This window comes from Actinomyces sp. 432, assembly GCF_009930875.1.
In the GTDB taxonomy this organism is placed as follows: domain Bacteria; phylum Actinomycetota; class Actinomycetes; order Actinomycetales; family Actinomycetaceae; genus Actinomyces.
Genome location: NZ_CP025249.1, coordinates 1,436,721 through 1,458,914, shown reverse-complemented (window position 1 = coordinate 1,458,914; position 22,194 = coordinate 1,436,721). Strand labels below are relative to the sequence as shown.

Genomic DNA, 22,194 nt, shown 5'->3' with positions numbered 1-22,194 from the left:
CTCAGGAGCCGTCGGCGTCCGCTGATGCGGGCGCATCGGTCCCCAGTGACTCAGCCGCACGGGCAAGCGCCTCACCGGCGCCCTCGTACAGGTTGATAACCACGTCGACGCCCGCGTCCCGCATGGTGGCGGCCTCATCGTCGTAGCGGGCGATCGCCAGGACCCGGCCGGCGAACCTTGTGCGGTCCAGCCATTCCAGCACGTGCACATTCGCACCCGGCGAGGACATGGCCAACACCACCGTGGAGACCTGCACGGCTCCCAGCCGCTCCCAGAACTGCCGGTCGGTGGCGTCGGCCTCAATGACGTTGAATCCCTGACGCGTCAGCTCCTCCACCTTGGTGGCGTCATTGTCGATACCGAGCACGCCGCTATGCCCGTCGGCGTACAGCCGGGTGTAGGTGGAGCGTCCGGCGCGCCCCATGCCGAACACGACCGTGCTGACGCCATCCAGCGGCAGGGGCTGCTCGTCCGGGTGCAGTGCGGCTACCGGCCGGTGGGGCAGGAGCGCGGACATCCACTGCACCAGTGCGACTGGCTTGTGGTTGACCGTGGCGGACACCACGAAGGACAGCGCTAGCGCCAAGGAGACCGCGGCGGGCCACTCCCGGCCCAGCAACCCGTGCTCGGAGGCCGTGCCCACCACTATCAGCGCGAACTCGCTGTATGCCGTCAGTGCCAGGCCGGTGAGCACCGAGGTGCGGCGCCGCATGCCCAGCGTACGCACCACCATGGTGTACACGAGCGAGCGCACCGGCAGCAGGAGTAGCAGCACGCCCGCGAAGGCGAAGGACGCGGTCTCGGGGATACCGTCCAGCCCGATGGCGAGGAAGAACCCCACCAGCAGGATCTCCTTGATGGTGAACAGGGCGCCGGACAACTCCTTCGCGGCCGGGTGCGAGGCTAGTAGCGCGCCCATGATGAGGGCGCCCAGATCACCGTCGATGCCAACCAGATCGAACAGCAGGTAGCCGGGAAGCAGCGCCATAGACATGCCGAACAGGGCACGCATCTCCCGGTGGTCAATGCGGTCGAGCACTTTCCCGAACAGTCGGGATGCCGGCCACAGCAGCACCAGGGCGGCTGCCCACGGGCTCGGCGTACGCCCTGACACGGCGGTCATGTAGGCGACTGCAGCAATGTCCTGCAGCACGAGCACACCGATAGCGATACGCCCGTACAGGGAGCCGGCATCATCGCGGTCCTCGAGTAGCTTGACAACCACCACCGTCGAGGAGAAGGACAGGGCGAAGCCGACTGCCGCCACGCCCGTGGGTGTAGCGGCGCCCAGCTGCAGGCCCGCCGCCAGCATCGCCGCCACAACCGCCGTGCCGAGGACGGTCAGCACCACCATGACGATGAGTGCCGTGCCCGCTACCTCCCTGCGGCGCAGTACGCGCAGGTCAAGCTTGAGCCCAATGGTGAACAGCAGGACCGCAACCCCGAGGTCTCCCAGCACCTCTACGAACCCCAGGTTCGGCAGCGGCGATGATCCCAGCACGAATCCGGCGGCCAAGAACCCGACCAGCGGCGGTAGCCGCAGCAGGGTGGCGGTGAATCCGAAGACCACCACGGCCAGTAGATACACGGCGGGGATCATGCCCTCTCCTCTCTGCGGCCGGGTTCCTAGCCGGTACCGTCACCGCCCGTCGCGATTACCGCGGAAGCCTCCCTTGCGGCGGCCGTCCCAACCGCGGTTGTCCCAGCGCCCGCTCCTGTCATTCCTGTCGTTGCGGCGGTCATCACGGTCGTAGCGCCGCTTGAAGCCGCCGCGGTCATAACGTCCGGAACCGCGGTCATTGTTCCGTCCGCCCCGGTACCCGCCACCGGAGCGACCACCCCGCGGACCATCCCAGCCGTGCCCGGGCCCCTCGTCCACACGAATACGCAGCTCCCGGCCGGCGAAGGTGGCGTGGCGCATGTTCTCCAGCTGCTCCTGGCTCAGCGGCGTGTGGATCTCCACCAGGGAGAAGGACTGCATGATGTCGATCTTGCCGATATCCGACCCGGAGATAGAGCCCTCATTGGCCAGGGCGCCGACGATCGCCCCCGGCAGCACCCGGTCTCGGTGTCCGACCTCAATGCGGTACACGGTGCCTGAGCCGTCCTCATGACGTCGACGCCCGCCGCGACCGGCACCCGGCTTGCCGTCGATGCGGTCTCCGCGGCGCCCGCGACGGTCGTCGCGGCCGCCCTCGAAGGACGCTGACACGAAGGAGCCGTCCTCATCCAGGAGCTCCTCACGGCTGCCGCGCCGCGGCCGCTCCCCATCGCGGCGTCGGCGCGGGCCCTCGTCACCAACCGCCAGCGCCAGCAAAGTAGCGGCGAGCTCGTCGGCGTCCACCCCCAGCTCCTCGCTCTTGGCGGCTACCAGCTCGGTGTACATCTCCAGGCGCCCGCGCTCGTACCGGGCTGCGGCCCGCTCAAGCAGCTTGCCGGCGCGGTGCGCCGAAACGTCGGCGGGGGAGGGGAGGGTGACCTCCTCCAGCCGGGTGCCGGTCAGGCGCTCGATCTGGCGGAGCTTGCCCTTCTCCTTCGGGGTCAGGAAGGTGACGGCCTCGCCGTGGCGACCCGCGCGGCCGGTGCGGCCGATGCGGTGCACGTAGGCCTCCGCCTCGCGGGGCACGTCAAAGTTGACAACCAGGCCGATGCGGTCCACGTCCAGGCCGCGGGCGGCAACGTCGGTGGCGACCAGTACGTCGAGGGTGCCGGCGCGCAGCCGCTCGACCAGCCGCTCGCGCTCGCGCTGAGGCACGTCGCCGGAGATCGCGGCCGCCTGAATGCCGCGGCCGGCAAGCTCGATGGCCACGTCCTCGGCGGTGGACTTGGTGCGCACGAACACCAGGGCGGCTTCAGCGTCGGTAACCGCCAGCACGCGCGCGGCCGCCCCGATCTTGTGGCGGAAGGGCACCACCGCGTAGGTCTGGTGGACGGTGTCCACGGTGGAGGCCTGACGGGCTACCTCCACACGCACCGGGTTGTCCAGGTGCTGGCGGGCGACCTCCTGAATGGCGGGCGGCATGGTGGCGGAGAACAGGGCGGTGCGGCGCTCGGCCGGAATGGTGGCGGCGATCGTCTCCACGTCCTCGGCGAATCCCATGCGCAGCATCTCGTCGGCCTCATCCAGGACGAAGTACTTCACCTCATCCAGGCTCAGAGCGCCCTTCTCGATCAGGTCGATGATGCGTCCGGGGGTGCCCACGACCACCTGGGCGCCGTCCCTGAGCGCCCCGATCTGCGGCCCGTAGGGCGCGCCGCCGTATACGGCGACGACGTCGAGTCCGCGTGAGCGGGACGCCATGTCGGTGATGGCCTCGGCGCTCTGCAGCGCCAACTCACGAGTCGGCGCCAGCACCAGGGCCTGTACCGCGCCGTCGCGGGCGTCGACGGCGTCCAGCAGCGGCAGTCCGAAGGCAGCGGTCTTGCCTGTTCCCGTCTGGGCGATGCCCACGACGTCGCGTCCGGACAGCAGTACGGGGATGGCCTCACGCTGAATCGGGGTCGGAACCTCGAAGCCCATGTCCTTTACCGCCTTCAGCAGGTCGGCCGGAAGCCCAAGAGCATCGAAGGTTACCTCTGCGGGAGCCTCCGCGGAGGCCTCCGTATCCTCCTGATCCTCCCGCGTCTGTGCCGCGTCGTCATCTTCCTCGACGTCCGCGTCTTCGGCGCCGGCCCCGTCCTCTGGGGCATCACCGGCGGCGAGGTCGTCATACTCGTCCTGCCCGGGGTCCGAGTCGGTCTCGGGGTACTCGGGGTCGTTCTCCGGAAGGTTCAGGTCGACGTCGTCCTCCTCGTGCTCGTCCTCGAGGCCCTCCGGATCCTCAGGGGAGTCGGAGGACGCCGGAGTGTCAAAGGAATCCGCCGACGGGGGCGAAACGAAGGCGGGGCCGGAGTCGGCATCGGCAGGAGCGGCGACGGTGTCCGCATGCTCGTCCGAGGCAGCGCCCTCCGGGCTCGCCGGGCTCGGTGCGGCGGAGACGTCAGAGGGTGATGTGCTTACAGGCGCGCCGCCGATCTGCGCGCTGAACAGGTCGTCGATGCCCAGGGGGGCCTCATCGGGGGTGCCGAAGGGCGCAGAGGGCCCAGTCGGGGTAGATGTCATCTTTGCTTTCCCGTATCTGGTTCCGCTGTGTGGAACCGGTCGCGGAGTGTGGGGGAGACCGGGCGGCCTCCGCTCTTGCCGCGCCGCACCCACCACAGCTGCCCGGCTTTCCGCCGCGTAGTACACGGCTGAATTCGCGGGCTTCACGTACATACTCACGGGATCACGCTCGGCGCCGCTGACTTGAGGCGGCAGAACGAGCCGTGAACGGGGTTCACAGCACGGATCACTCCTGGTACCAGCTTAGGGTTAGCGCGCCGCGGCGGGCGGGCCAATTGCGCTTGCGCGCAACAACTCACACGTGAGTCCGGTCTCTTCGGACCTGCGAATTGGGCTCTTTAGGTTTGCGGGTGCGCATTGAGGGCCGGGCCGCGGTGTGGTGGTCGCGCTCGGTTCGGCGGGGTCGCGCGCGGGGCGGCAGGGTCGGCCGTGTGGGCGGCGCGGAGGGGGCGTTGGAGTTGTTGAGGCCATGCGGCTGCTGGAGCGGGGCGGTGGCGGTTGGTGGCGCCGGCCAGCGACCGGTTCCGGCGCTTCCGGCGGTGCCTGTGATTCTGCTACCGCGCCCGGGCGCCGCAGGCAAAGACGTGCCCATGCGCGCGCACGTCACAGCCGGCGAGTGCCACGCCCACGGCGCCGTGCGGGCTACGCCGGTGTCAGCCAGCTACAGACAACCACGTATGGACCACGCCCACGGCGCCGTGCGCGCCACGCACCGCTGCGAGGAGCCGCGAACCGGGCCCGCTCACCCGTGCGCCCCCCGGGGGTGACCCCAACTCATGTATTCCCGGGCGGCGTCTGGTGGACTCGCTCGCGCACCCCGGGGGTGACACATCGGCGCTTCCCGCGCGGCGGCACAGCCCCAGCGTGACGGCACGGTCCCCTTGCGACGCTTCGGCACTTCGCATGACGGTTCGTACCTTTGCACCGACGCTACGTACCTTTCGGCGACGCTACGTACCCCTACCGTACGAACCGTCACCACAGAGTACGAATCGTCGACCAGAACGTACGAACCGTCAACCAGGGGCATACCAGCCGCCACGCCGAGCCACAAGCCGCCACCCACCCAGCGCGCACACGCACCCAACCACCACGCCCACAAACCGGAAGAGCCTCGAATCAACACGCCCATACATGACACCGAGATATTCGAGACAATACTGAAACCCGTGTTGCGCGCGCAGCGCAGGGGATGTGCGATGTGCGGAGTATTCCCCGGCATCGCGGGCAATATGCCGAGCGGCGCCGGGGGCTGCCGGGCCGGCGTCGAGGTCGAAAATGCGGGCTACGTCTCCCATGCGCCCAACATTTCAGTGTCTCTCAGACAATTTGGGCGGTACCATCGTGACGCGTTGGGCATGACCCGCGTGCGCCACTTCCGAGCTCCTCGAAGGCCCTGTATTTCGAGGCTGACGAGGCCGCCCGAGAACGCCTGCTGGTTGTACCCGTCGTCACCGTGCCCGCGTCGCAACGGTTCCCGAATAGACCAATAAACCAAGGCCAACAGACGAGTTCCGATTCAATGCCCCAACTTCCGCGTCACGCCAAGGCGATACGTCCGACCCGCAGACCACTGCTGCGGGCCGCGCTGACTCTGCCCGCCGCGCTCGGATTGGTCTTCGCGACTTCCGCCGGAGCCGGCGCCGTCGTCGGCGGGCACGCAGCACCCGCAGCGTACGCAGCCAAGCCTGCCGTAGCCGCTGTCTCGACGACGGCTACGGCAGCGGGATCGGGAGCGCCCGGAGGGGCCGGTATCGGGGCGGACATCTTCGTGACCGCCGATGCCGCCACGACCCCAGCCGACACGGCAGCGCCTGAAGCAGTAGGCGCCTCCCGGCAAGCGGCTCCCGTCGCAACCGCCTCGCAAGAGACGGAGGCCAACACGCGAGACGGCGGCGCGCTACTGCCTGCCGCAGACGATGCCGAGGCCGCCACGCAGTCGGCGACAGCTCCCGGTACTACGGCCTCTGCATCAGCGCACCGTGGCGCCGCGAGCACGATGATGGTGGCGGTGAGGGATCCCGGCGCCACCTACGTCTCCTCGAGCAGCAGTGACCGCCCACTACTGATGTTCTCCGGCTGGACTGACGCAGCAGGGCGGCCCCTGGGCGCGACGGGGTCGGTTACCGCCCCGGTTCAGATCCGGATTGTCGATGACTCCGGCTCGGTGCAATCTGCAACCATCTTCCCGGTGTTCACCGGCGGCCGCTCGAACTATGCCCTGCCGCTGTGGCCCTTCACGCAGGCCATGGAACCGCACGTTGGCGTATACACCATGCAGTGGCGCGGTTCGGCGCAGGAGCAGTGGTCGACCGTAGACACCCTGACCATGGATGTTCGGCTGCCCGAGCCGACGACCGGAGCCACGCTCACGTACTCCGACGGCGCGCTGATCGGCACCGGCTGGTCCTTCGACCGCAGTACCAACATCGCCGGAACCTTCAAGGTCGCTCTGACCGTATCCGATCCCGCCGGCAGTGCCAGAACTGTTAACGTGCGGGCCCGCTTCTACGGAACGCGCTTCGTGATCTCCGCCGGTGCCCTTGAGGCCGCAGGGGTGCAGCTGGCGGAGGGGTACACCGTGTCCGCAACTGCGACCGGGGGCAGGCCGGTGCGGTTTCGGTGCGTATCCCCGCAGGCGGTGGGGGCTCGGCCCCCGCTACCCCGACCGCGGCGGCAGAGTCCCAGCCGACCGCGGGCCCGACAGCGGCTCCGAGCGCGCAAGCGACTGTAGCCCCGACCGTCGACGAGGTGCCCACCCCGGTCCCGACCGGCGAGGTCCAGCCGACCGAGGCCCCTACTGATGCGCCTACCGAGTCTCCGGAGACCGAGGCTTCTACTGATGCGCCTACCGAGGCTCCGACGGGCGAGGCGCAGCCGACCGAGTCCTCGCAGCAGCCCACTGGTGAGCCGACGGCGTCGCCGAGCATCGGGGTGCCCGATGAGACGCAGCCCCCCGCAACTGGGGCGACCACCGCCCCGGCCGCCCCCGGGCTGCCGAGCGCGACGGCGTCACAGGCGTACACCGGCCCCGGGAGTCCTGCACCCGGCGCGCCGTCGGCACCTGCCGCCGATCCGCGCCCAACGGCTGTTCCAACTAGTTTCGAAACGCTCAATGAGGGCGTAGACGTGGATCCCCTCATCCTGCAGGAACCGCCCACCAACCCGCCTGCGGGCTCCCCGGCGCCGGACGCAGTCACTCCGCCGGAGGACTCCGGCTCCGGTCCCGTGGCGCAACCCGCCAACCCGAGCACCGCGGCCGACAGTATCCGGCCCAGTGCCGCCCCCGCATCCCCGGTTCAGGATGCCAGCGAGCTAGGCCCCGACAATGCGGGTTCACTGTCCGGAACCCGGCAAGGGGCCAGGATTACCCTGATCTTCCCGGTAGCCAAGGTTCATGAGGGCGACTGGGTTGCAGTGTTCGTGTTCCCCGGGGCGACCACTGCCGGCTGGGTCCAGGTAGACGCCGATAACTCCGTATCCGTGGACATCTCCACGCTGGACCCAGGAAGCTACAAGATCGCCGTGGGCAACCGCGATAGCGAGTTACTGGGATGGGCACAGCTGGAGATCGCCGAGACCGGCAGCACCCAGGACGACTCGGCGACGGGCGCGTCGGTCACCCTGATCACAGGCGAGGACCTCACTGGTGGCGACGCCGGGCTCGGGGCGGACGGCTGGAAGCTCGTATCCGCCGGCTTGCTGCTGGTACTGGGCGGGGCTTCCTTCCTGATACTGGCGGTCCCGACCCTGAACCAGTCGGGAAGGCGGATGACTGACCGATTCACCGGGCGATTCACCGGCTGATGACGTGTATGCTTGTTACAGCCGCGTAACGAGAGGAGGGGTGTGGTGAAAGGACTGCGGGTTGCCGTCCCGCGCACCCTTGGGGTACGCGCAGGCGCGTACGCGCGCGTACTCGCAGTGCTGCTCGCACTCCTCCTGACGGTGGTGCCCGGCGCGGCCGCCCGCGCCGACTCGGTGATGGGTGACTCGACGATGGGCACGGCGTCAACCGTCAGCCCGTCTACGATTGCGGTCGGCGGGACGCTTACCTACACGCTCTCGGGCTTCCCGCAGGGTGCCTCCGTGGAGATCCTGGTTGACGACCACGACTCCGCGCCCGGCGGAGACTCGGGTGTCATCGGTGAACTCACGGTAGGTGAGGACGGCACCTACGCCGGCGCTCTGGCACTGCCCGGGTACATTTCCAAGGGACCACACTGGCTGCGTTTCCGGGTCACGGCGGGTGAGGACATTCCGACCAACGCCGTGCGCACCCTCGACTACACCAACAAGAGCCCGTACTTCAACGTTGCCGACGTCACCATCATCGGCGGCGAGTCAGCGGCCAAACCGCCCGCACCAAGGCCCGCCGAGGCTACGGAGCCCGCGGAGGCTGCGGCGCCAACCGACACACCGACCAGTACCGGCGCGGCGGCAGGACCCGCCGCAGCCGGGGGCGTGTCCGGTAATTCGTCGTCAGGCGGGAGCTGGGCGGCGGCGTCATTGCCGGTGGTCACGACTGTGCTGTTCGCGCTGGGTGCGATCCTGCTGGTGCTCACCGTGATCGTGCTCATCGAGCGCCGTCGGCTAATCGCCTACGAGCGCGAGCTCGAGTACGCGGCCCGCCGGTGAACCGTGGGCCGCTCAGCCGGGGGCCGCGCTCGGCGTAGTATCGCGCCGGCGCCCGCCCGTCTCGCGGTGCGCCCCGCCGGGCGCCGGCTCAGCGCCCCCAACGGAAGGAAAACAGCACCGTGATGCGAACCCGTGACGCAGGTACTCTGCGCGCAGCCGACATCGGAGAAGTCGTCACTCTTGCCGGGTGGGTAGATCGCCGTCGTGACCACGGCGGCGTCGCCTTCATTGATCTGCGTGATGCCTCCGGCATCGCCCAGGTTGTCATCCGGGAGGAGGTCGCCCACGACCTGCGCGCCGAGTACGTGCTCCAGGTGACCGGTGAGGTCTCCGCGCGCCCCGAGGGCAACGCCAACCCCAACCTGCCCACCGGGGAGATTGAGGTAGTCGTCTCCGACGTCGAGATCCTCAACCCCGCGGCGGCGCTGCCCTTCCAGGTCTCCGACCACGCCGAGGACTCCGGCCAGGTGGGGGAGGAGACCCGCCTGAAGTACCGCTACCTCGACCTGCGCCGCACCCCGATGCAGCACGCCATGCGGCTGCGCTCCAAGGTTTCCCGCGCCGCCCGCCGCGTGCTGGATGGACACGACTTCGTGGAGATCGAGACGCCCACGCTGACCCGCTCCACCCCGGAGGGCGCCCGTGACTTCCTGGTGCCGGCGCGCCTCGCACCGGGGTCCTGGTACGCCCTGCCGCAAAGCCCCCAGCTGTTCAAGCAACTGCTCATGGTGGCCGGCATGGAGCGCTACTACCAGATCGCTCGCTGCTACCGCGACGAGGACTTCCGCGCCGACCGCCAGCCGGAGTTCACGCAGCTGGACGTGGAGATGAGCTTCGTGGATCAGGAGGACGTCATCGCCGTCGCCGAGGACATCCTGAAGGAGGTGTGGGCTCTGATCGACTACGAGCTGCCCACCCCGATCCCGCGCATGACCTACCACGACGCCATGGAGCGCTACGGCACCGACAAGCCGGACCTGCGCTTCGGACTCGAGCTGGTAGACCTCACCGAGTTCTTCAAGGACACCACCTTCCGGGTCTTCCAGAACCCCTACGTCGGCGCCGTGGTCATGCCCGGTGGGGCCGCGCAGTCCCGCCGCACCTTCGACGCCTGGCAGGAGTGGGCCCGCCAGCGCGGGGCCCGCGGCCTGGCCTATGTCACGGTTGCAGAAGACGGCACCCTCGGCGGACCAGTCGCCAAGAACATTACCGACGCCGAGCGCGCCGGCCTGGCGGCGGCCGCTGGGGCGAAGCCAGGGGACTGCATCTTCTTCGCGGCCGGCACCGTGGACGCATCCCGCGCCCTGCTGGGCGCCGCCCGCCTGGAGATCGGCAAGCGCTGCGGGCTGATCGACGACGACGCCTGGTCCTTCGTGTGGGTGGTGGACGCACCCCTGTTCAAGCCGTCGGCCGAGGCCAAGGCAGAAGGCGACGTGGCCCTGGGCAAGTCCGCCTGGACCGCGGTCCACCACGCCTTCACCTCGCCCAAGCCGGAGTGCCTGGACACCTTCGACACCGACCCCGCCTCCGCCCTCGCCTACGCCTACGACATCGTGTGCAACGGCAACGAGATCGGAGGCGGCTCCATCCGTATCCACCGCCGCGACGTGCAGGAGCGCGTCTTCAATGTCATGGGCATTGGGCCACAGGAGGCACAGGAGAAGTTCGGCTTCCTGCTGGACGCCTTCAAGTTCGGCGCCCCGCCGCACGGCGGCATCGCCTTCGGCTGGGACCGCATCGTGTCCCTGCTCACCCACGCGGACTCCATCCGTGACGTGATCGCGTTCCCCAAGTCCGGTGGCGGCTACGACCCGCTCACCGACGCCCCCGCGCCGATCACGCCGGAGCAGCGCAAGGAGGCCGGCGTCGACGCCGTCCCCGAGTCGGCGGAGTAGGGAACCAACCGCGGGCGACCACAGCGAATGGAGATACCCGGGCCGGGCCGAGATGGCCCCGCCCGGGTTTTCGCAACCGGGCCGGCGCATGATTCTCTGGATCCTCCCACCGGCCTGCCGGACCTGCCCAGGTGTGAGCGATTCATTGCCGCAGCATTCGGTTACCGGTCAACAGTCCCCAGGCGATGACAACGGCACTGGCCACGAGCTGGGCGAGCAGTATCTGCTCCGGCTTGGCCACCCCCGCGGCGAGGAGCGCAGTCGGCAGGCCTACCAGTGCGGCCGCGTCGGGACCGCTGACCAGCATCTCGACCGCGCCCGGCGGCAGTGACCCGATCGGTGAGGCGACCAGACCCAGGGAGAAGTCCGGCGTGGGCCGGAATCCCGAGCGCAACGCCGCTCCGGCCCAGCCACAGCCCGCCACCAGCACCAGGCCCAGTACCGCCCACGCCTCACCGGCGGTCGCAGGCAGTCGGCCTGCGGTCAACAGGCGCACGAGCACCACCGGAACCGTCCAGAGGATCATCACCACCGTGGGCACCAGCAGGTGCCCGCACCGGACCAGCAGGGGACTGGCCGGCCAGGAGGCGTCGGCTCCACCGTCGAACCAGGCGCGCCGAGCAGGTTCGGCAAGAGTCAGCACCGCCACCCAGCCGCCGATCAGGTGGAAGACCAGCGCTCCCACGGTGCCGACCCCGCTGGACATCACGGGGAAGAGCGCAATGACCAGGCCCGCCAGCAGTTGCAGGGCCCGCCGCGGCTGGCGCCGCAGCAGCAGCCAATCCGCCTGGGCCACTCCCAGCAGGGGACGCAGTCCGCGCGGAAGGCGGAGGGCGAAGCGGACCAATGGCAGGCGAGAGGAGCCGGATGGGCGTCGCGCCGGAGCCGACAGCAGACGCCCCAACGCGCGCGTGTCCAGGGACAGCAGGGACACCTGTGCACCCAGATTGCGCGCTGCCACCTCCGCCAGGCGTGCGTCCGGCACATCGACCAGCCGAGTCCGCAATCGCCACCACCACGCCACGGCCGCCAGGCCTGCCAGCAGCCCAGAGGCCGTGAATAGGGCTCCGCCCGCATGATCCGGGAAGGGAACACCGCCGACACCGGCGGCAAACGCGGTTGCCGCCGCAATCAGCACCGCCGCTCCCGCCCCGCGCACACCCGCGTCGTTCACCTGTGCCTGCACCAGCGCCAGGAGCAACAGCTCAGCGGTACTCCCGCCGAGCAGTATCATCCCGGCGGCCGTCGTCGGTTCGGCGCCCGCCACCACCGCCATCAGGAGCCCGGTGGCGGCGCCTACCGCCACCGCCAAGCTCATCTCCGCCCGCGCCACCGGATCAAGCAGACCGCGCCGGTCCCCGGGCATGGGCAGCCACCAGGTGACCTCGTAGGGACGCAGGAACAGCGGACCCAGCCGCCGCAGCGGATCCAGGAGCAGACGCGTCAGCACCAAGATCAGCAGCAGCACCGCCCACACCGGGGCCACGACGGTGGACCCGTTACCGGACGGCGTGGAGCCGGTCCCCAAACGCCCCAGGTACGGCGCCGCCATGGCGCCGATCACGGCGGCGGCCAGCACGGTGTCGTAAACGTCTCCGAGTAGCGCCGAGCGGCTGCGCGTGCTGACCGTGTGAGCGCGCGCCCATCTGCGCAAGTCCCGGCCCGAGGGCAGCTCGGCGGAGCGGTGCGCGGGCGCTTTCATAGCGTGCCTTCAGTGATGGCGCGTACTCCGTCGGCGACGCTGAGTGGGCGGGTGTCATTGCCGACCAGCAGTACCTCGGTCGCCGCGGTGCCTACGAACTCCGCGTCATGACAGGCGAGCAGTACCCCGATTCCCGCCTACCGCTCAGCAACTAGCCTGCGGGCGAGGGCGCGGCGGGTGACGTGATCCAGACGCTGCTCCGGCTCATCCAGCACCAGTAGGCGGCGGGGACGGGCCAGTACCGCGGCCAGCGCCAGGCGGCGCCGCTGTCCCGATGACAACTCGTCGGGCAGGGCATGCGCCGCAGCCGCCAAATTGAACTCGTCCAGGAGTTCGGCGGCGGTGCGCTCCGGCGCGGGGGTGGAGTGTCCATAGCAGACCAGGGCGAGATGCTCGGCGACGGTCAGGGTGGGGAAGAAGGACTCCTCGCCCAGGTCGCGCGCCACCGCCCGGCGCTGCCGCCCCGAGCGCGGGTCGGGCATCCGCCCCAGCAGCGTCACCTCGCCGTCGATGGGTGGGAGCAGGCCGAGGCAGGTGCGCAGTAGAGTGGATTTGCCGGCACCGTTGACACCGACCAGTGCCAGGACCTCACCGGGGCGGAGCGTGAAGCTCGCCGGGGCGCACACCGCGTGTTCGCCATAGCCCACGCTCAGATTACGGGCGGTAACCAACGCCTGGCCGCCCACTGCAGGTGTACGTGACCCGGGCATGGCGGTCCTCCTCGACCCTAGCGGTTGCGCCCGATGCTACCGGCCCGGGCAGCAAAGCGCGCCGCCGCGCAGGTCAAGAAAGTACCGGTGCCCGGCATAGGCGCCGGAAGACCGCCGTGCGCGTCCGGAACGATGCTTCAACCAGCAACCGCGGAATGAGCCGCGGCACCGACACGACGGAGTGAAACACATGCGCCTTGCACCCCCGAAGATCCTGATCCCCGGGCTGATCGCCATCGCCGTATTCATGACCGGTGACGGCTTCGAGCTGACCTTCCTGTCCAAGTACCTCGTCTCCCTCGGCTTCGCCGCCACCCAGGCGTCAACGGTCATCACCGCCTACGGCCTGATGGCCGCCCTGGCAGGCTGGGCATCCGGCGTCATGGCCGAGACCTTCGGGGTCCGCCGGATCATGCTCATTGGAGCCGGGCTGTGGATCAGCCTGCACCTGCTGTTCATCGGCGTAGCCATCCCCTCGGGCCTCTACCCACTGATCCTGGTGGTCTACGCCGGCCGCGGACTGGCCTATCCGCTGTTCATCTACTCCTTCGTCGTGTACATCACCCAGAAGGTTGCGCCGGCATCCCGCGCCTCCGCCATGGGCTGGTTCTGGACCGCCTACTCCATCGGCATCGGCTGTCTGGGCTCCTGGATCCCCGCCCGCACCATCAACTTCATCGGCGAGCGGGGCACGCTGTGGTTCTCCCTGGCCTGGACCATCACCGGCGGCCTGCTCTGCCTACTGTTCGTCGGACGTGGCGAGCCTCAACCGGTGCGCGGTGACCTGCGCGACACGCTGCGACAACTGTCGGTAGGGGTGACCATCCTCGGTACCAACCGCGAGGTGGCCCTGACGGCGATCGTCCGCGTCATCTGCAACCTCAGTCTCTATGGCTTCCCGGTCATCATGCCGCTGTACCTGACCACGGCCGGTTACGGCGAGGAGTGGTTCACCATGCCGCAGTGGATGACCATCTGGGGCATCCAGTTCGCCGTCACCGTCTTCGGCAACCTCTTCTGGGGCTGGATCGGCGACCGCTACGGCTGGATGCGGCAGATGCGCTGGTACGGGTGCTGGTTCTGCGCCGCCGCCACCCTCGGCTTCTACTACGTGCCGCAGTTCCTGGGCGGCAACATGATCGCCCTAGGCGCCGCCGCCGTACTCCTGGGCATGGGCGTGACCGCCTTCGTCCCCATGGCCGCCGTATTCCCCGCCCTGGCGCCCGAGCACCGCGGGGCCGCCATCTCCGCCAACAACCTCGCCTCCGGCCTGACCACCTTCGTCGGCCCCGGACTGGTCACCCTGCTGCTGCCGCACATCGGCGTCGCCGGAGTGTGCTGGACCTATACCGCCCTGTACCTGCTGGGCTCCCTGATCACCGTCTTCATCCACCCCGACCAGCCCGGCTTCGACCGCAATGGGCGGCGCCTGCCGGCCACAGCCGACCGCCGCGTGACGGAGGTGGATGCCTGAACCCATCCAATCGCCGACCCTCCTTAAAGCCGCGAATCACACCAAACTCCCGCAACCAACCCACCAGGAGAAGAAACCATGAAGGCTGTAGTTCTAGAGAAGCGCAACGAGATCAACGTCCGCGAGGTTCCCGGTGACCTCGTCTGTGGCCCCGGCCAACTGCGCATCGCCCCGCACACCGTCGGCATCTGCGGCTCGGACGTCCACTACTACACGCACGGGCGCATCGGCCGGTACATCGTCGAGGCGCCGATGATCCTGGGCCACGAGGCCTCCGGCACCGTGCTGGAAGTCGGTGAGGGCGTCACCGACTTCGCCGTCGGCGACCGTGTGGCCATGGAGCCGGGCGTGCCGGACATGAGCTCGCGGGCCTCCCGCATGGGCATGTACAACGTCGACCCCGCCGTCTCCTTCTGGGCGACTCCGCCGGTGGACGGCTGCCTGGTTGAGGAGGTCATCCACCCGGCCGCCTTCACCTACCACTTGCCCGACAACGTCTCCTACGGGGAGGGCGCCCTGCTGGAGCCGCTTGCCGTCGGCATGCATGCAGCCACGAAGGCCGCCATTCACCCGGGCGACGTCGCCGTCGTCTCGGGCTGCGGCACGGTCGGCATGCTCACGGCCGCCGCGGCTCTCGCCGGCGGCGCCTCCACCGCCATCGTCTCCGACGTTTCCCCGGTCAAGCTCGAGATCGCCTCCCAGATCCCCGGCGTGGTCACCGTGGACCTGCGCGAGCAGCGCCTGCTCGACGTCGTGAACGAGCGCACCGCCGGCTGGGGCGCCGACGTCGTCTTCGAGGCCTCCGGCCACCCGTCGGCCTATGAGGACCTGTGGAAGCTGGGCGCCCCCGGCAACCGCACCGTGCTGGTCGGCATCCCCGTGGACCCGGTCACCGTGGATGTCACCGAGGTGCAGGCCCGTGAGACCCGCATCGAGACGGTCTTCCGCTATGCCAACGTCTACCAGCGGGCAATCGACCTGGTGGCTGCCGGCAAGATCGACCTCAAGCCCTTCATCACCGACACCTTCCCGATGGATCGGGCCAAGGAGGTCTTCGACCGGGTGGCCGAGGGCCGCCCCGGGGACGTCAAGCTGCAGATCACGGTGGGCTGAGCCGAGGCCACAACCGTGCAAAGGGCCAGCCATCGCAACCGGCCACGGGCCGGTGGGCGGGGCGCGCACAATGAACGCGTGTCCTCCCCACCGGCCCGCCCCGGCACGCTCCCACGCCCCTCCGCCCCGAGCGCCGAGTCCGCCTCGGGAGCGAAGTTAGACGTGGGTGACCTGGAGGTCATCGTTCCCGACGTCGGCACCTCGGTGCGCTGGTGGACGCACGGATATCCCGACCCGCTCGCACGCTGGCACCACCACCCCGAGATCGAGTTCCATCTGATCCGCGCGGGCTCCGGGCAGATGCTCGCGGGTGACCGCACCGTCGACTTCGACGCCGGCCAGGTCACCTTGATGGGCCCGCACCTGCCGCACAACTGGCTGTCGGACCTGGCCCCCGGGGAACTGCTGCCCGACCGTGACGTGCTGTGCCAGGTGCTGCCCGAGCGATTCACGGCGGCTTCCACGCAGCTGCCAGAACTAGCCGGCATGCGGGCGCTGGTCGACCGCGCACGTCGGGGCATCCTGCTATCCGGGGCGAGCCGTGCGCGGGCAGCCACACTGCTGGAGAGGATGGGACAGCGCGGACCCCTCGGGCGGCTAGCCGCGCTGCTAGAGCTGGTAGAAGTCTTCCTGTCCGCACCCGACGACGAGGCGCGCCCCATCGCCACCGCCGGCTACATACCCAGCCTCGACGACGCCACCGCCGCCCGGATCAACACGGTGCTCGACTACGTCGAGGCCAACCTGGCGGGGGAGATCTCCATGACTCGGGCAGCGGAGCTGGTTGCGCTCAGCCCATCGGCGTTCTCCCGGTTCTTCCATGTCACCGCCGGGATCACCTTCTCCGAACTGGTGCGGCGACGTCGCATCGCACGGGCCTGCCACCTGCTGCGCACCACCGACCTGCCGGTGGCCCGGGTATGCGCGCTGAGCGGCTACACCAACCTGGCCAACTTCAACCGCCGCTTTCGGGACGAGACCGGCACCACCCCCAGCGCCTACCGGCGCGGAGGCGCCTGAGCCGGCCCGCACATGCAGCCTGGTGCGAAAGCAGCGCGGAACAAGATGACGTGATCCGTGGAACAATATGCCGCATGTCACGCTACATTGAGTTGCACCCCGTCACCCCGCAGGCACGACTGGTCACCAAGATCGTCGACCGGCTCCGGGACGGTGAGCTCATCGCCTATCCCACGGACTCCGGCTACGCACTCGCCTGCGCGCCCGGCAACAAGGAGGGCCTGGAACGCATACGCGCCATCCGCCAACTGGACTCCAAGCACAACTTCACCTTCGTGTGCGCCAACTTCGCCCAGGTCGGCCCGCTTGCGATCGTCGGCAACAACGCCTTCCGGCTGATCAAGCGGCTGACTCCGGGTCCATGGACCTTCATCCTCAAGGGCACCAAGGAGGTGCCGCGGATGACGCTCAACCCCAAGAAGCACACCCTGGGCGTGCGCATCCCCGACCACGCCATCGCGCAGGCGCTGGTCAAGGAATTCGGCGCCCCGTTCCTGTCCTCCACCCTCATTCGTCCCGGACAGACCACGCCGGAGTCCAACGGCTGGGAGATTGAGGAGGAACTAGGCCACCTGATCGACGTCGTCATCGAGGGGCCGGTGACCTCCACCGAGCCAACCACCGTAATCGACCTGACTGCGGTTGTTCCGGAGGTTGCCAGAGAGGGCGCGGGCGATACCAGCCTGCTGTGAGACTGGAAAGCATTCCGTGCTGGTCGCCGACGCATGCCGGTGACAAGCACGGAAAGGTTGCAGTACGCAACTCGACGTCGGCGGCGGACAGCCTCACTGGTGCCTGAGTTCAGGAGCGGGCGGCTGCGGGGCCCTCCAGACCGTATCGCTCGTACACGCGCCTGAGCGGCTCAGGCGCCCACCAGTTCAACCGGCCCAGCAGCGTCATGGTGGCAGGCACGAGCAGCATACGCACCAGGGTGGCGTCCAATGCGACGACGATCGCGAGCGCCAGCCCGATCTCCTTGACGATCAGCAACTCGCCGCTGACGAATCCCAGGAACACAATGACCATGATCAGGGCGGCGAAGGTGACGATACGGCCAGAGCGCTGCAAGCCCTTGGCCACCGCCGTGTCGCTGTCCGCTCCGGCGTCCCAGTACTCCTTGATCCGGCCCAGCAGAAACACCTCGTAATCCATGGCCAGGCCGAAGCCGACGCCGATCGTGGTGACCACCACGTAGGCTTCCACCCCGCCGATGGGGGTGAAGCCGAGCACGTCAGTCAGGTGCCCCTCCTGGAACACCCAGGCGAGCACGCCCAGGGATGCCGCCAGTGAAAGCAGGTTGATCACCAGCGCCTTCAGCGGCACCAGCAGGGAACCGGTCATCAGGAACAGCAGTGCGAAGGTAACCAGCACGATGAATCCGGCCACCCATGGCAGGGCCGCCAGCGTCGCCAGGCGGAAGTCGAGCTGACTGGCCGCCTGCCCCGTCACCCACATATCGGCGGGCGCTGCGAGCGTGCGCATGGTGGCTACTGCGTCCTCCGCCGCACGTGAGGACGACTCATCCGCCAGGTCGAGGTAGACCACCGTATAAGCGCCCGCGGTCGCCACGCGTAGCACCTCCGCTACGCCCTCGGACGTGGCCAAGTCGGCATTGATGAAGTCGGTTACCCGCTCGCCGGTGGCGGCAATAATCACGGTAGCGTCCTGCTGGGTGACGGCGGAGTAGTTCTCCTCCAGGACCGTCAGGTAGGTGCGCTGGTCGGAGTCTGCGGGCAGCAGCTCGGTTGTGGAGGTCAGCGAGTGCAGGTTCCGCGCGGGGGAGGCCAGCACTACCAGGGCTACCACGCAGGCGACCAGCACCACCCAGGCCATGCGCTGGACCTGCCTGGCGATCCACCGGAACACGCCCCGTTCACCGGTGGCGTCCCCCGTGCGGCGCAGTACGGCTCCGACCAGTGGGATGCGCTGCAGAAGCGACGGGCGCAGCATCCGCCGGCCCAGCAGCACCAGTACCGCCGGCACCAATGTGAGTGCGGCGGCGGCCGCGATCAGGCACGACGCCAGGCATGCCACACCGATGGAGCGCAGGGTCGAGGTTCCCACAAGCACCAGCCCGAGCATGCAGGCGGCCACTGTCAGTGCGGAGAACAGCACCGTGCGGCCGGCCGTGGCCAAGGTCGTTGCCACGCAGTCTGCGATCAGTGTGTCCCGCCGTCCGGTGCGGCGCCGACGCTGCCTACCGCCGGTGCCTGCGCCCTCCGCGGCGTAGGAGCGGACCAGCTCCTCCCGGTACCTGGAGGTGACTAGCAGCCCGTAGTCGATGGACAGGCCTAGGCTGATCACCGTCACAATGTTGATGACGAAGGACTGCAGCTCCATGGCGAAGCTCAGGGCGTACAGCACTCCCATGGTTCCGGCGATCGAGACGAAAGCGCCCAGCAGCGGCATACCGGCGGCGAGGAAGCCGCCGAACACAAGCACCATGACAATCAGCGCCAGGGGGAGTGAGATCAGCTCGCCCCTGAGCAGGTCGCTGCGGACCTGATCGCCCACGGCGTCGACCATCAGGGCGTCATCGGAGACGATGCCGCGCACGGAGGGGTCCACCACGGTCAGTTCACCGGGCACCTGGGCCAGGCGTGCCTCGACTCTGGTGACCAGCTGGGCCAGCTCGCGGGCGTAGGCGGTGTCATCGGCGGGGGCGACTTCAGCGCCGTTGGGGTCGGCGGTAACCACGATCAGGAAGCCGTCCAGCTCTGCCGAGGCCAGCATCTGGGCGGCCGGCTCGGAGAGCATTCCGGGCACGACGAAGGGGTCGATCACGTTCTGCTCACCCACCAGTGCGCGCAGGTCAGCGTGCGCCTCCTCCAGCGCGTCGGCAACCGCCTGCTGGGACTCAGAGGCGGAGATATCGATGTCCGTGACCAGGAGCGTCACCGTCTGCGCGTCCCCCGACAAGGTCGCCAGGATCTGCTCGCCCTCGGCACTCTGGGTGCCGGCGACCGCGGTACTGCCTGCCGATGCGCGGTCGAACAAGTTGGGCCCGCCCAATCCCGTCACGGATGCGACCAGCAGCAGCAGCGCGACAACCAGCCAGGTGCCGACAATGATCCAGGCGTCCTTGACGACGCGGCGGGAGAGCCAGGCAAGCATGGGGCTAGTCTTACAGACCCTCCCAGCAGAAATGGGCCGCCGCTCGGTCTCGGCACGGATCGGGTGTTGAATCATATGCATGAATCAGGGCACCGACCTGTTTGAGAGCGCGAGTACCGACGACGTCGGCATCCCCTCCGATGCGCACGCGCCTTTAGCGGTACGCATGCGCCCGCGTACCCTGGACGAGGTACTCGGCCAGGACCACCTGCTTGCGCCCGGTTCTCCGCTGCGGCGCCTGGTCGAGCCGCCCTCCGGGCGTGCCTCCGGCGCGGGCGTGTCCAGCGTGGTGCTGTGGGGGCCGCCCGGCACCGGCAAGACGACCCTCGCCTACCTCGTGGCCCGCGGCTCCGGCCGCCGCTTCGTGGAACTCTCGGCCGTGACCGCCGGCGTGAAGGACGTCCGGCAGGTCGTCTCAGATGCTCGCCGTCGGCTGGCGGCGGGGGAGGAGACGGTCCTATTCATCGACGAGGTACACCGCTTCTCCCGCTCCCAGCAGGATGCGCTGCTGCCCAGCGTGGAGAACCGGTGGGTAACGCTGATGGCGGCCACCACCGAGAACCCCAGCTTCTCCGTGGTCTCTCCGCTGCTGTCGCGCTCCCTGCTGCTGACGCTGCACCCGCTTGGGGCCGACGCCGTACGTGCCCTGATCGACCGCGCCCTGACCGATGCCCGGGGCCTGGCCGGCGAGGTCTCGCTGGCTGATGACGCCCGCGAGCAGATCGTGCGCATGGCGGGATCCGATGCGCGCAAGGCGCTGACCGTGCTTGAGGCGGCGGCCGGCGCCGTGCTCGCCGCTGCTCCCGGTGGCGGTACTGCGGGGCCGGTGCCGCAGATCGGGCTGGCCGACGTCGAGCGCGCCGCGGATGTCGCCGCCGTGCGCTATGACCGTCAGGGTGATCAGCACTACGACGTGATCAGCGCGTTCATCAAGTCAATGCGCGGTTCGGACCCAGACGCCACCTTGCACTACCTGGCCCGGATGATCGTCGCCGGGGAGGACCCGCGCTATATCGCACGCCGCATCACGATACACGCCGCCGAGGACGTTGGCCTGGCGGATCCGACTGTGCTGTCAACGGCGGTGGCGGCGCAGCAGGCGGTCGCCCTGATCGGTATGCCGGAGGCGCAGCTGGTGCTGGCCCAGGCGGCGCTGGCGGTAGCCACTGCGCCGAAGTCGAACGCCGTGACCGTAGGCATCAGCGAGGCCATGGCGGATGTGCGCGCCGGCCGCGCCGGGCAGGTGCCCCCGCACCTGCGCGATGCCCACTACGCCGGCGCCGAGCGGCTGGGCCACGGCGCCGGCTACCGCTACCCGCATGACTTCCCGCACGGCCTCGTGGCCCAGCAGTACCTGCCTGCGGAGCTGGAAGGTGCCGAATACTACCGGCCTACCGGCAACGGCTTTGAGGAGCAGCTGTCCCGGCGGCTCGCCGCCGTTAAGCGTATCGTGCACGCGCACCGGGACGCCGAGGAGGAGGGGCACAGGTGATGAAGAGGACGCGCACCGCGATCCGACGCCCCTGGGTGAGGATTGTTTTGACGGGGCTGGGCGCCGGGTTCCTGGCGGGGCTGTTCGGCGTCGGCGGGGGACTGGTAATAGTGCCTGCGCTGACGGCTTTTGTTGGCATGGATCAGCGCCGCGCCGCAGCTACTTCACTGGTGGCGATTGTGCCGACTTCAATCGTCGGCGCGGTCTCCTATGGCGTGCAGGGGCAGGTGTCGCTCGTGGCCGCGGTGTTCCTGGTCCTCGGCTCCCTGATCGGCGCCCAGATCGGCGTGCGACTGCTGCGCGCCCTCCCGGCGCGGATTCTGCCTTGGATCTTCGTCGCCTTCGCGCTGTTCGTCATCGTCTCGCAGCAGATCGTGGTGCCCGTGCGCGACGCCGGGCTCACGCTGACCCCGGGCAGCGGCGCCGCTCTCGTGGGCGTCGGCCTGGTGGCGGGCGTGCTGTCCGGCCTGGTGGGCGTGGGCGGTGGCGCGGTGATCGTTCCTGGCACGCAGTTGGCGGTCGGTATGGGGGACCTGCTGGCGCGGGGCACCTCCCTGGTGGTGATGCTGCCCACCGCGCTGTCAGGAACAATCACCAATCTGCGCCACGGCGTGGCCGACGTGCGCATAGGGCTCGTCGTAGGAGTAGCGTCGGCCGCTGCGTCCCCAGCGGGAAGCGTCGTCGCCGGCCTGGTCAGCCCACGCACGGGCTCGGTCCTGTTCAGTCTGTTCCTGGTGTACGTGATCATCTCCACCCTGCTGCGTGCCCGTGGCTCCTCCCCACGTAGTGCCGCGTAGGACGCAGGCGAAGTAAGGCGGCGCCTCTGCGTGAGGATGCGGTTGGCGAAGTCGAGCTTGACGAAGCCGGTCAAGCCCAGCTCTTCGCGTTTATGGCGTGTGGTGGTTCAGTGGCTGGGTGCGTGTGCGCGCTGGGT

Annotated in this window: 14 protein-coding genes and 1 pseudogene; 10 read left to right on the top strand and 5 right to left on the bottom strand. The window is 69.1% G+C overall.

Features of this window, described 5'->3' with window-relative positions:
• Position 1: 1 nt before the first annotated feature.
• Both CWT12_RS05955 and CWT12_RS05950 read right to left on the bottom strand, forming a co-directional pair.
• Positions 2–1,600 (bottom strand): cation:proton antiporter family protein, encoded by a 1,599-nt coding sequence (locus CWT12_RS05955; protein ID WP_161924079.1) that lies wholly within the window; start codon positions 1,598–1,600, stop codon positions 2–4.
• A gap of 39 nt (positions 1,601–1,639) precedes the next feature.
• On the bottom strand, positions 1,640–4,102 hold the full coding sequence (locus tag CWT12_RS05950) for a DEAD/DEAH box helicase (protein ID WP_161924078.1): 2,463 nt from the start codon (positions 4,100–4,102) through the stop codon (positions 1,640–1,642).
• A gap of 1,522 nt (positions 4,103–5,624) precedes the next feature.
• Between CWT12_RS05950 and CWT12_RS05945 the strand changes: the two genes are divergently transcribed.
• The 4 genes from CWT12_RS05945 (at position 5,625) to aspS (ending at position 10,635) form a co-directional block, all read left to right on the top strand.
• A complete protein-coding gene (locus CWT12_RS05945) occupies positions 5,625–6,836 on the top strand; it encodes a hypothetical protein (RefSeq protein WP_161924077.1) in 1,212 nt (403 codons plus the stop codon).
• A 17-nt stretch (positions 6,837–6,853) separates the two neighbouring features.
• Positions 6,854–7,909 carry a hypothetical protein gene (locus CWT12_RS13880; RefSeq protein ID WP_237564336.1) on the top strand — a complete coding sequence of 352 codons (1,056 nt, stop codon included), beginning with the start codon at positions 6,854–6,856 and terminating at the stop codon, positions 7,907–7,909.
• A 45-nt stretch (positions 7,910–7,954) separates the two neighbouring features.
• Positions 7,955–8,740, top strand: coding sequence for a hypothetical protein (locus CWT12_RS05935; protein WP_161924076.1), 786 nt, complete (start codon positions 7,955–7,957; stop codon positions 8,738–8,740).
• A gap of 119 nt (positions 8,741–8,859) precedes the next feature.
• A complete protein-coding gene (aspS, locus tag CWT12_RS05930; RefSeq protein WP_161924075.1) occupies positions 8,860–10,635 on the top strand; it encodes an aspartate--tRNA ligase in 1,776 nt (591 codons plus the stop codon).
• A gap of 142 nt (positions 10,636–10,777) precedes the next feature.
• On the opposite strand, the gene CWT12_RS05925 is transcribed toward aspS, so the two are convergent.
• Together CWT12_RS05925 and CWT12_RS05920 are read right to left on the bottom strand one after the other, a co-directional pair.
• Positions 10,778–12,337, bottom strand: a complete 1,560-nt coding sequence (locus CWT12_RS05925; protein WP_161924074.1) for a DUF6297 family protein — start codon at positions 12,335–12,337, stop codon at positions 10,778–10,780.
• A 137-nt stretch (positions 12,338–12,474) separates the two neighbouring features.
• Positions 12,475–12,948, bottom strand: a pseudogene (locus CWT12_RS05920) (ABC transporter ATP-binding protein); the annotation flags it as partial.
• A 289-nt stretch (positions 12,949–13,237) separates the two neighbouring features.
• On the opposite strand from CWT12_RS05920, the gene CWT12_RS05915 reads away from it, so the two are divergent.
• The 4 genes from CWT12_RS05915 to CWT12_RS05900 all read left to right on the top strand — a co-directional run bounded on the left by CWT12_RS05915 (position 13,238) and on the right by CWT12_RS05900 (position 17,346).
• Positions 13,238–14,521: an MFS transporter gene (locus tag CWT12_RS05915; protein WP_161924073.1), complete on the top strand. Its 1,284-nt coding sequence runs from the start codon at positions 13,238–13,240 to the stop codon at positions 14,519–14,521.
• A 78-nt stretch (positions 14,522–14,599) separates the two neighbouring features.
• Positions 14,600–15,634, top strand: a complete 1,035-nt coding sequence (locus CWT12_RS05910; protein WP_161924072.1) for an NAD(P)-dependent alcohol dehydrogenase — start codon at positions 14,600–14,602, stop codon at positions 15,632–15,634.
• 78 nt (positions 15,635–15,712) lie between these two features.
• On the top strand, positions 15,713–16,654 hold the full coding sequence (locus CWT12_RS05905) for an AraC family transcriptional regulator (protein WP_161924071.1): 942 nt from the start codon (positions 15,713–15,715) through the stop codon (positions 16,652–16,654).
• 74 nt (positions 16,655–16,728) lie between these two features.
• Complete coding sequence (locus CWT12_RS05900) at positions 16,729–17,346, top strand: L-threonylcarbamoyladenylate synthase (protein ID WP_161924070.1); 618 nt, start codon at positions 16,729–16,731, stop codon at positions 17,344–17,346.
• Between the two features lie 109 nt (positions 17,347–17,455).
• Here the strand turns inward: CWT12_RS05900 and CWT12_RS05895 are convergent, their stop codons facing one another.
• Positions 17,456–19,768: an MMPL family transporter gene (locus CWT12_RS05895; RefSeq protein ID WP_161924069.1), complete on the bottom strand. Its 2,313-nt coding sequence runs from the start codon at positions 19,766–19,768 to the stop codon at positions 17,456–17,458.
• A gap of 79 nt (positions 19,769–19,847) precedes the next feature.
• Here CWT12_RS05895 and CWT12_RS05890 point away from each other — a divergent pair, with 79 nt between their 5' ends.
• Complete coding sequence (locus CWT12_RS05890; RefSeq protein WP_161924068.1) at positions 19,848–21,260, top strand: replication-associated recombination protein A; 1,413 nt, start codon at positions 19,848–19,850, stop codon at positions 21,258–21,260.
• Positions 21,260–22,057 carry a sulfite exporter TauE/SafE family protein gene (locus CWT12_RS05885; protein ID WP_161924067.1) on the top strand — a complete coding sequence of 266 codons (798 nt, stop codon included), beginning with the start codon at positions 21,260–21,262 and terminating at the stop codon, positions 22,055–22,057. Before CWT12_RS05890 ends, CWT12_RS05885 begins: the two co-directional genes overlap by 1 nt.
• The last annotated feature ends 137 nt before the right edge of the window (positions 22,058–22,194 follow it).

What these genes read in the sequence shown, in the direction of transcription:
- CWT12_RS05955 (WP_161924079.1), bottom strand. Translation starts at nt 1,600, where the DNA reads ATGATCCCCGCCGTGTATCTACTGGCCGTGGTGGTCTTCGGATTCACC.
- CWT12_RS05950 (WP_161924078.1), bottom strand. Translation starts at nt 4,102, where the DNA reads ATGACATCTACCCCGACTGGGCCCTCTGCGCCCTTCGGCACCCCCGAT.
- CWT12_RS05945 (WP_161924077.1), top strand. Translation starts at nt 5,625, where the DNA reads ATGCCCCAACTTCCGCGTCACGCCAAGGCGATACGTCCGACCCGCAGA.
- CWT12_RS05925 (WP_161924074.1), bottom strand. Translation starts at nt 12,337, where the DNA reads ATGAAAGCGCCCGCGCACCGCTCCGCCGAGCTGCCCTCGGGCCGGGAC.
- CWT12_RS05915 (WP_161924073.1), top strand. Translation starts at nt 13,238, where the DNA reads ATGCGCCTTGCACCCCCGAAGATCCTGATCCCCGGGCTGATCGCCATC.
- CWT12_RS05910 (WP_161924072.1), top strand. Translation starts at nt 14,600, where the DNA reads ATGAAGGCTGTAGTTCTAGAGAAGCGCAACGAGATCAACGTCCGCGAG.
- CWT12_RS05900 (WP_161924070.1), top strand. Translation starts at nt 16,729, where the DNA reads ATGTCACGCTACATTGAGTTGCACCCCGTCACCCCGCAGGCACGACTG.
- CWT12_RS05895 (WP_161924069.1), bottom strand. Translation starts at nt 19,768, where the DNA reads ATGCTTGCCTGGCTCTCCCGCCGCGTCGTCAAGGACGCCTGGATCATT.
- CWT12_RS05890 (WP_161924068.1), top strand. Translation starts at nt 19,848, where the DNA reads ATGAATCAGGGCACCGACCTGTTTGAGAGCGCGAGTACCGACGACGTC.
- CWT12_RS05885 (WP_161924067.1), top strand. Translation starts at nt 21,260, where the DNA reads ATGAAGAGGACGCGCACCGCGATCCGACGCCCCTGGGTGAGGATTGTT.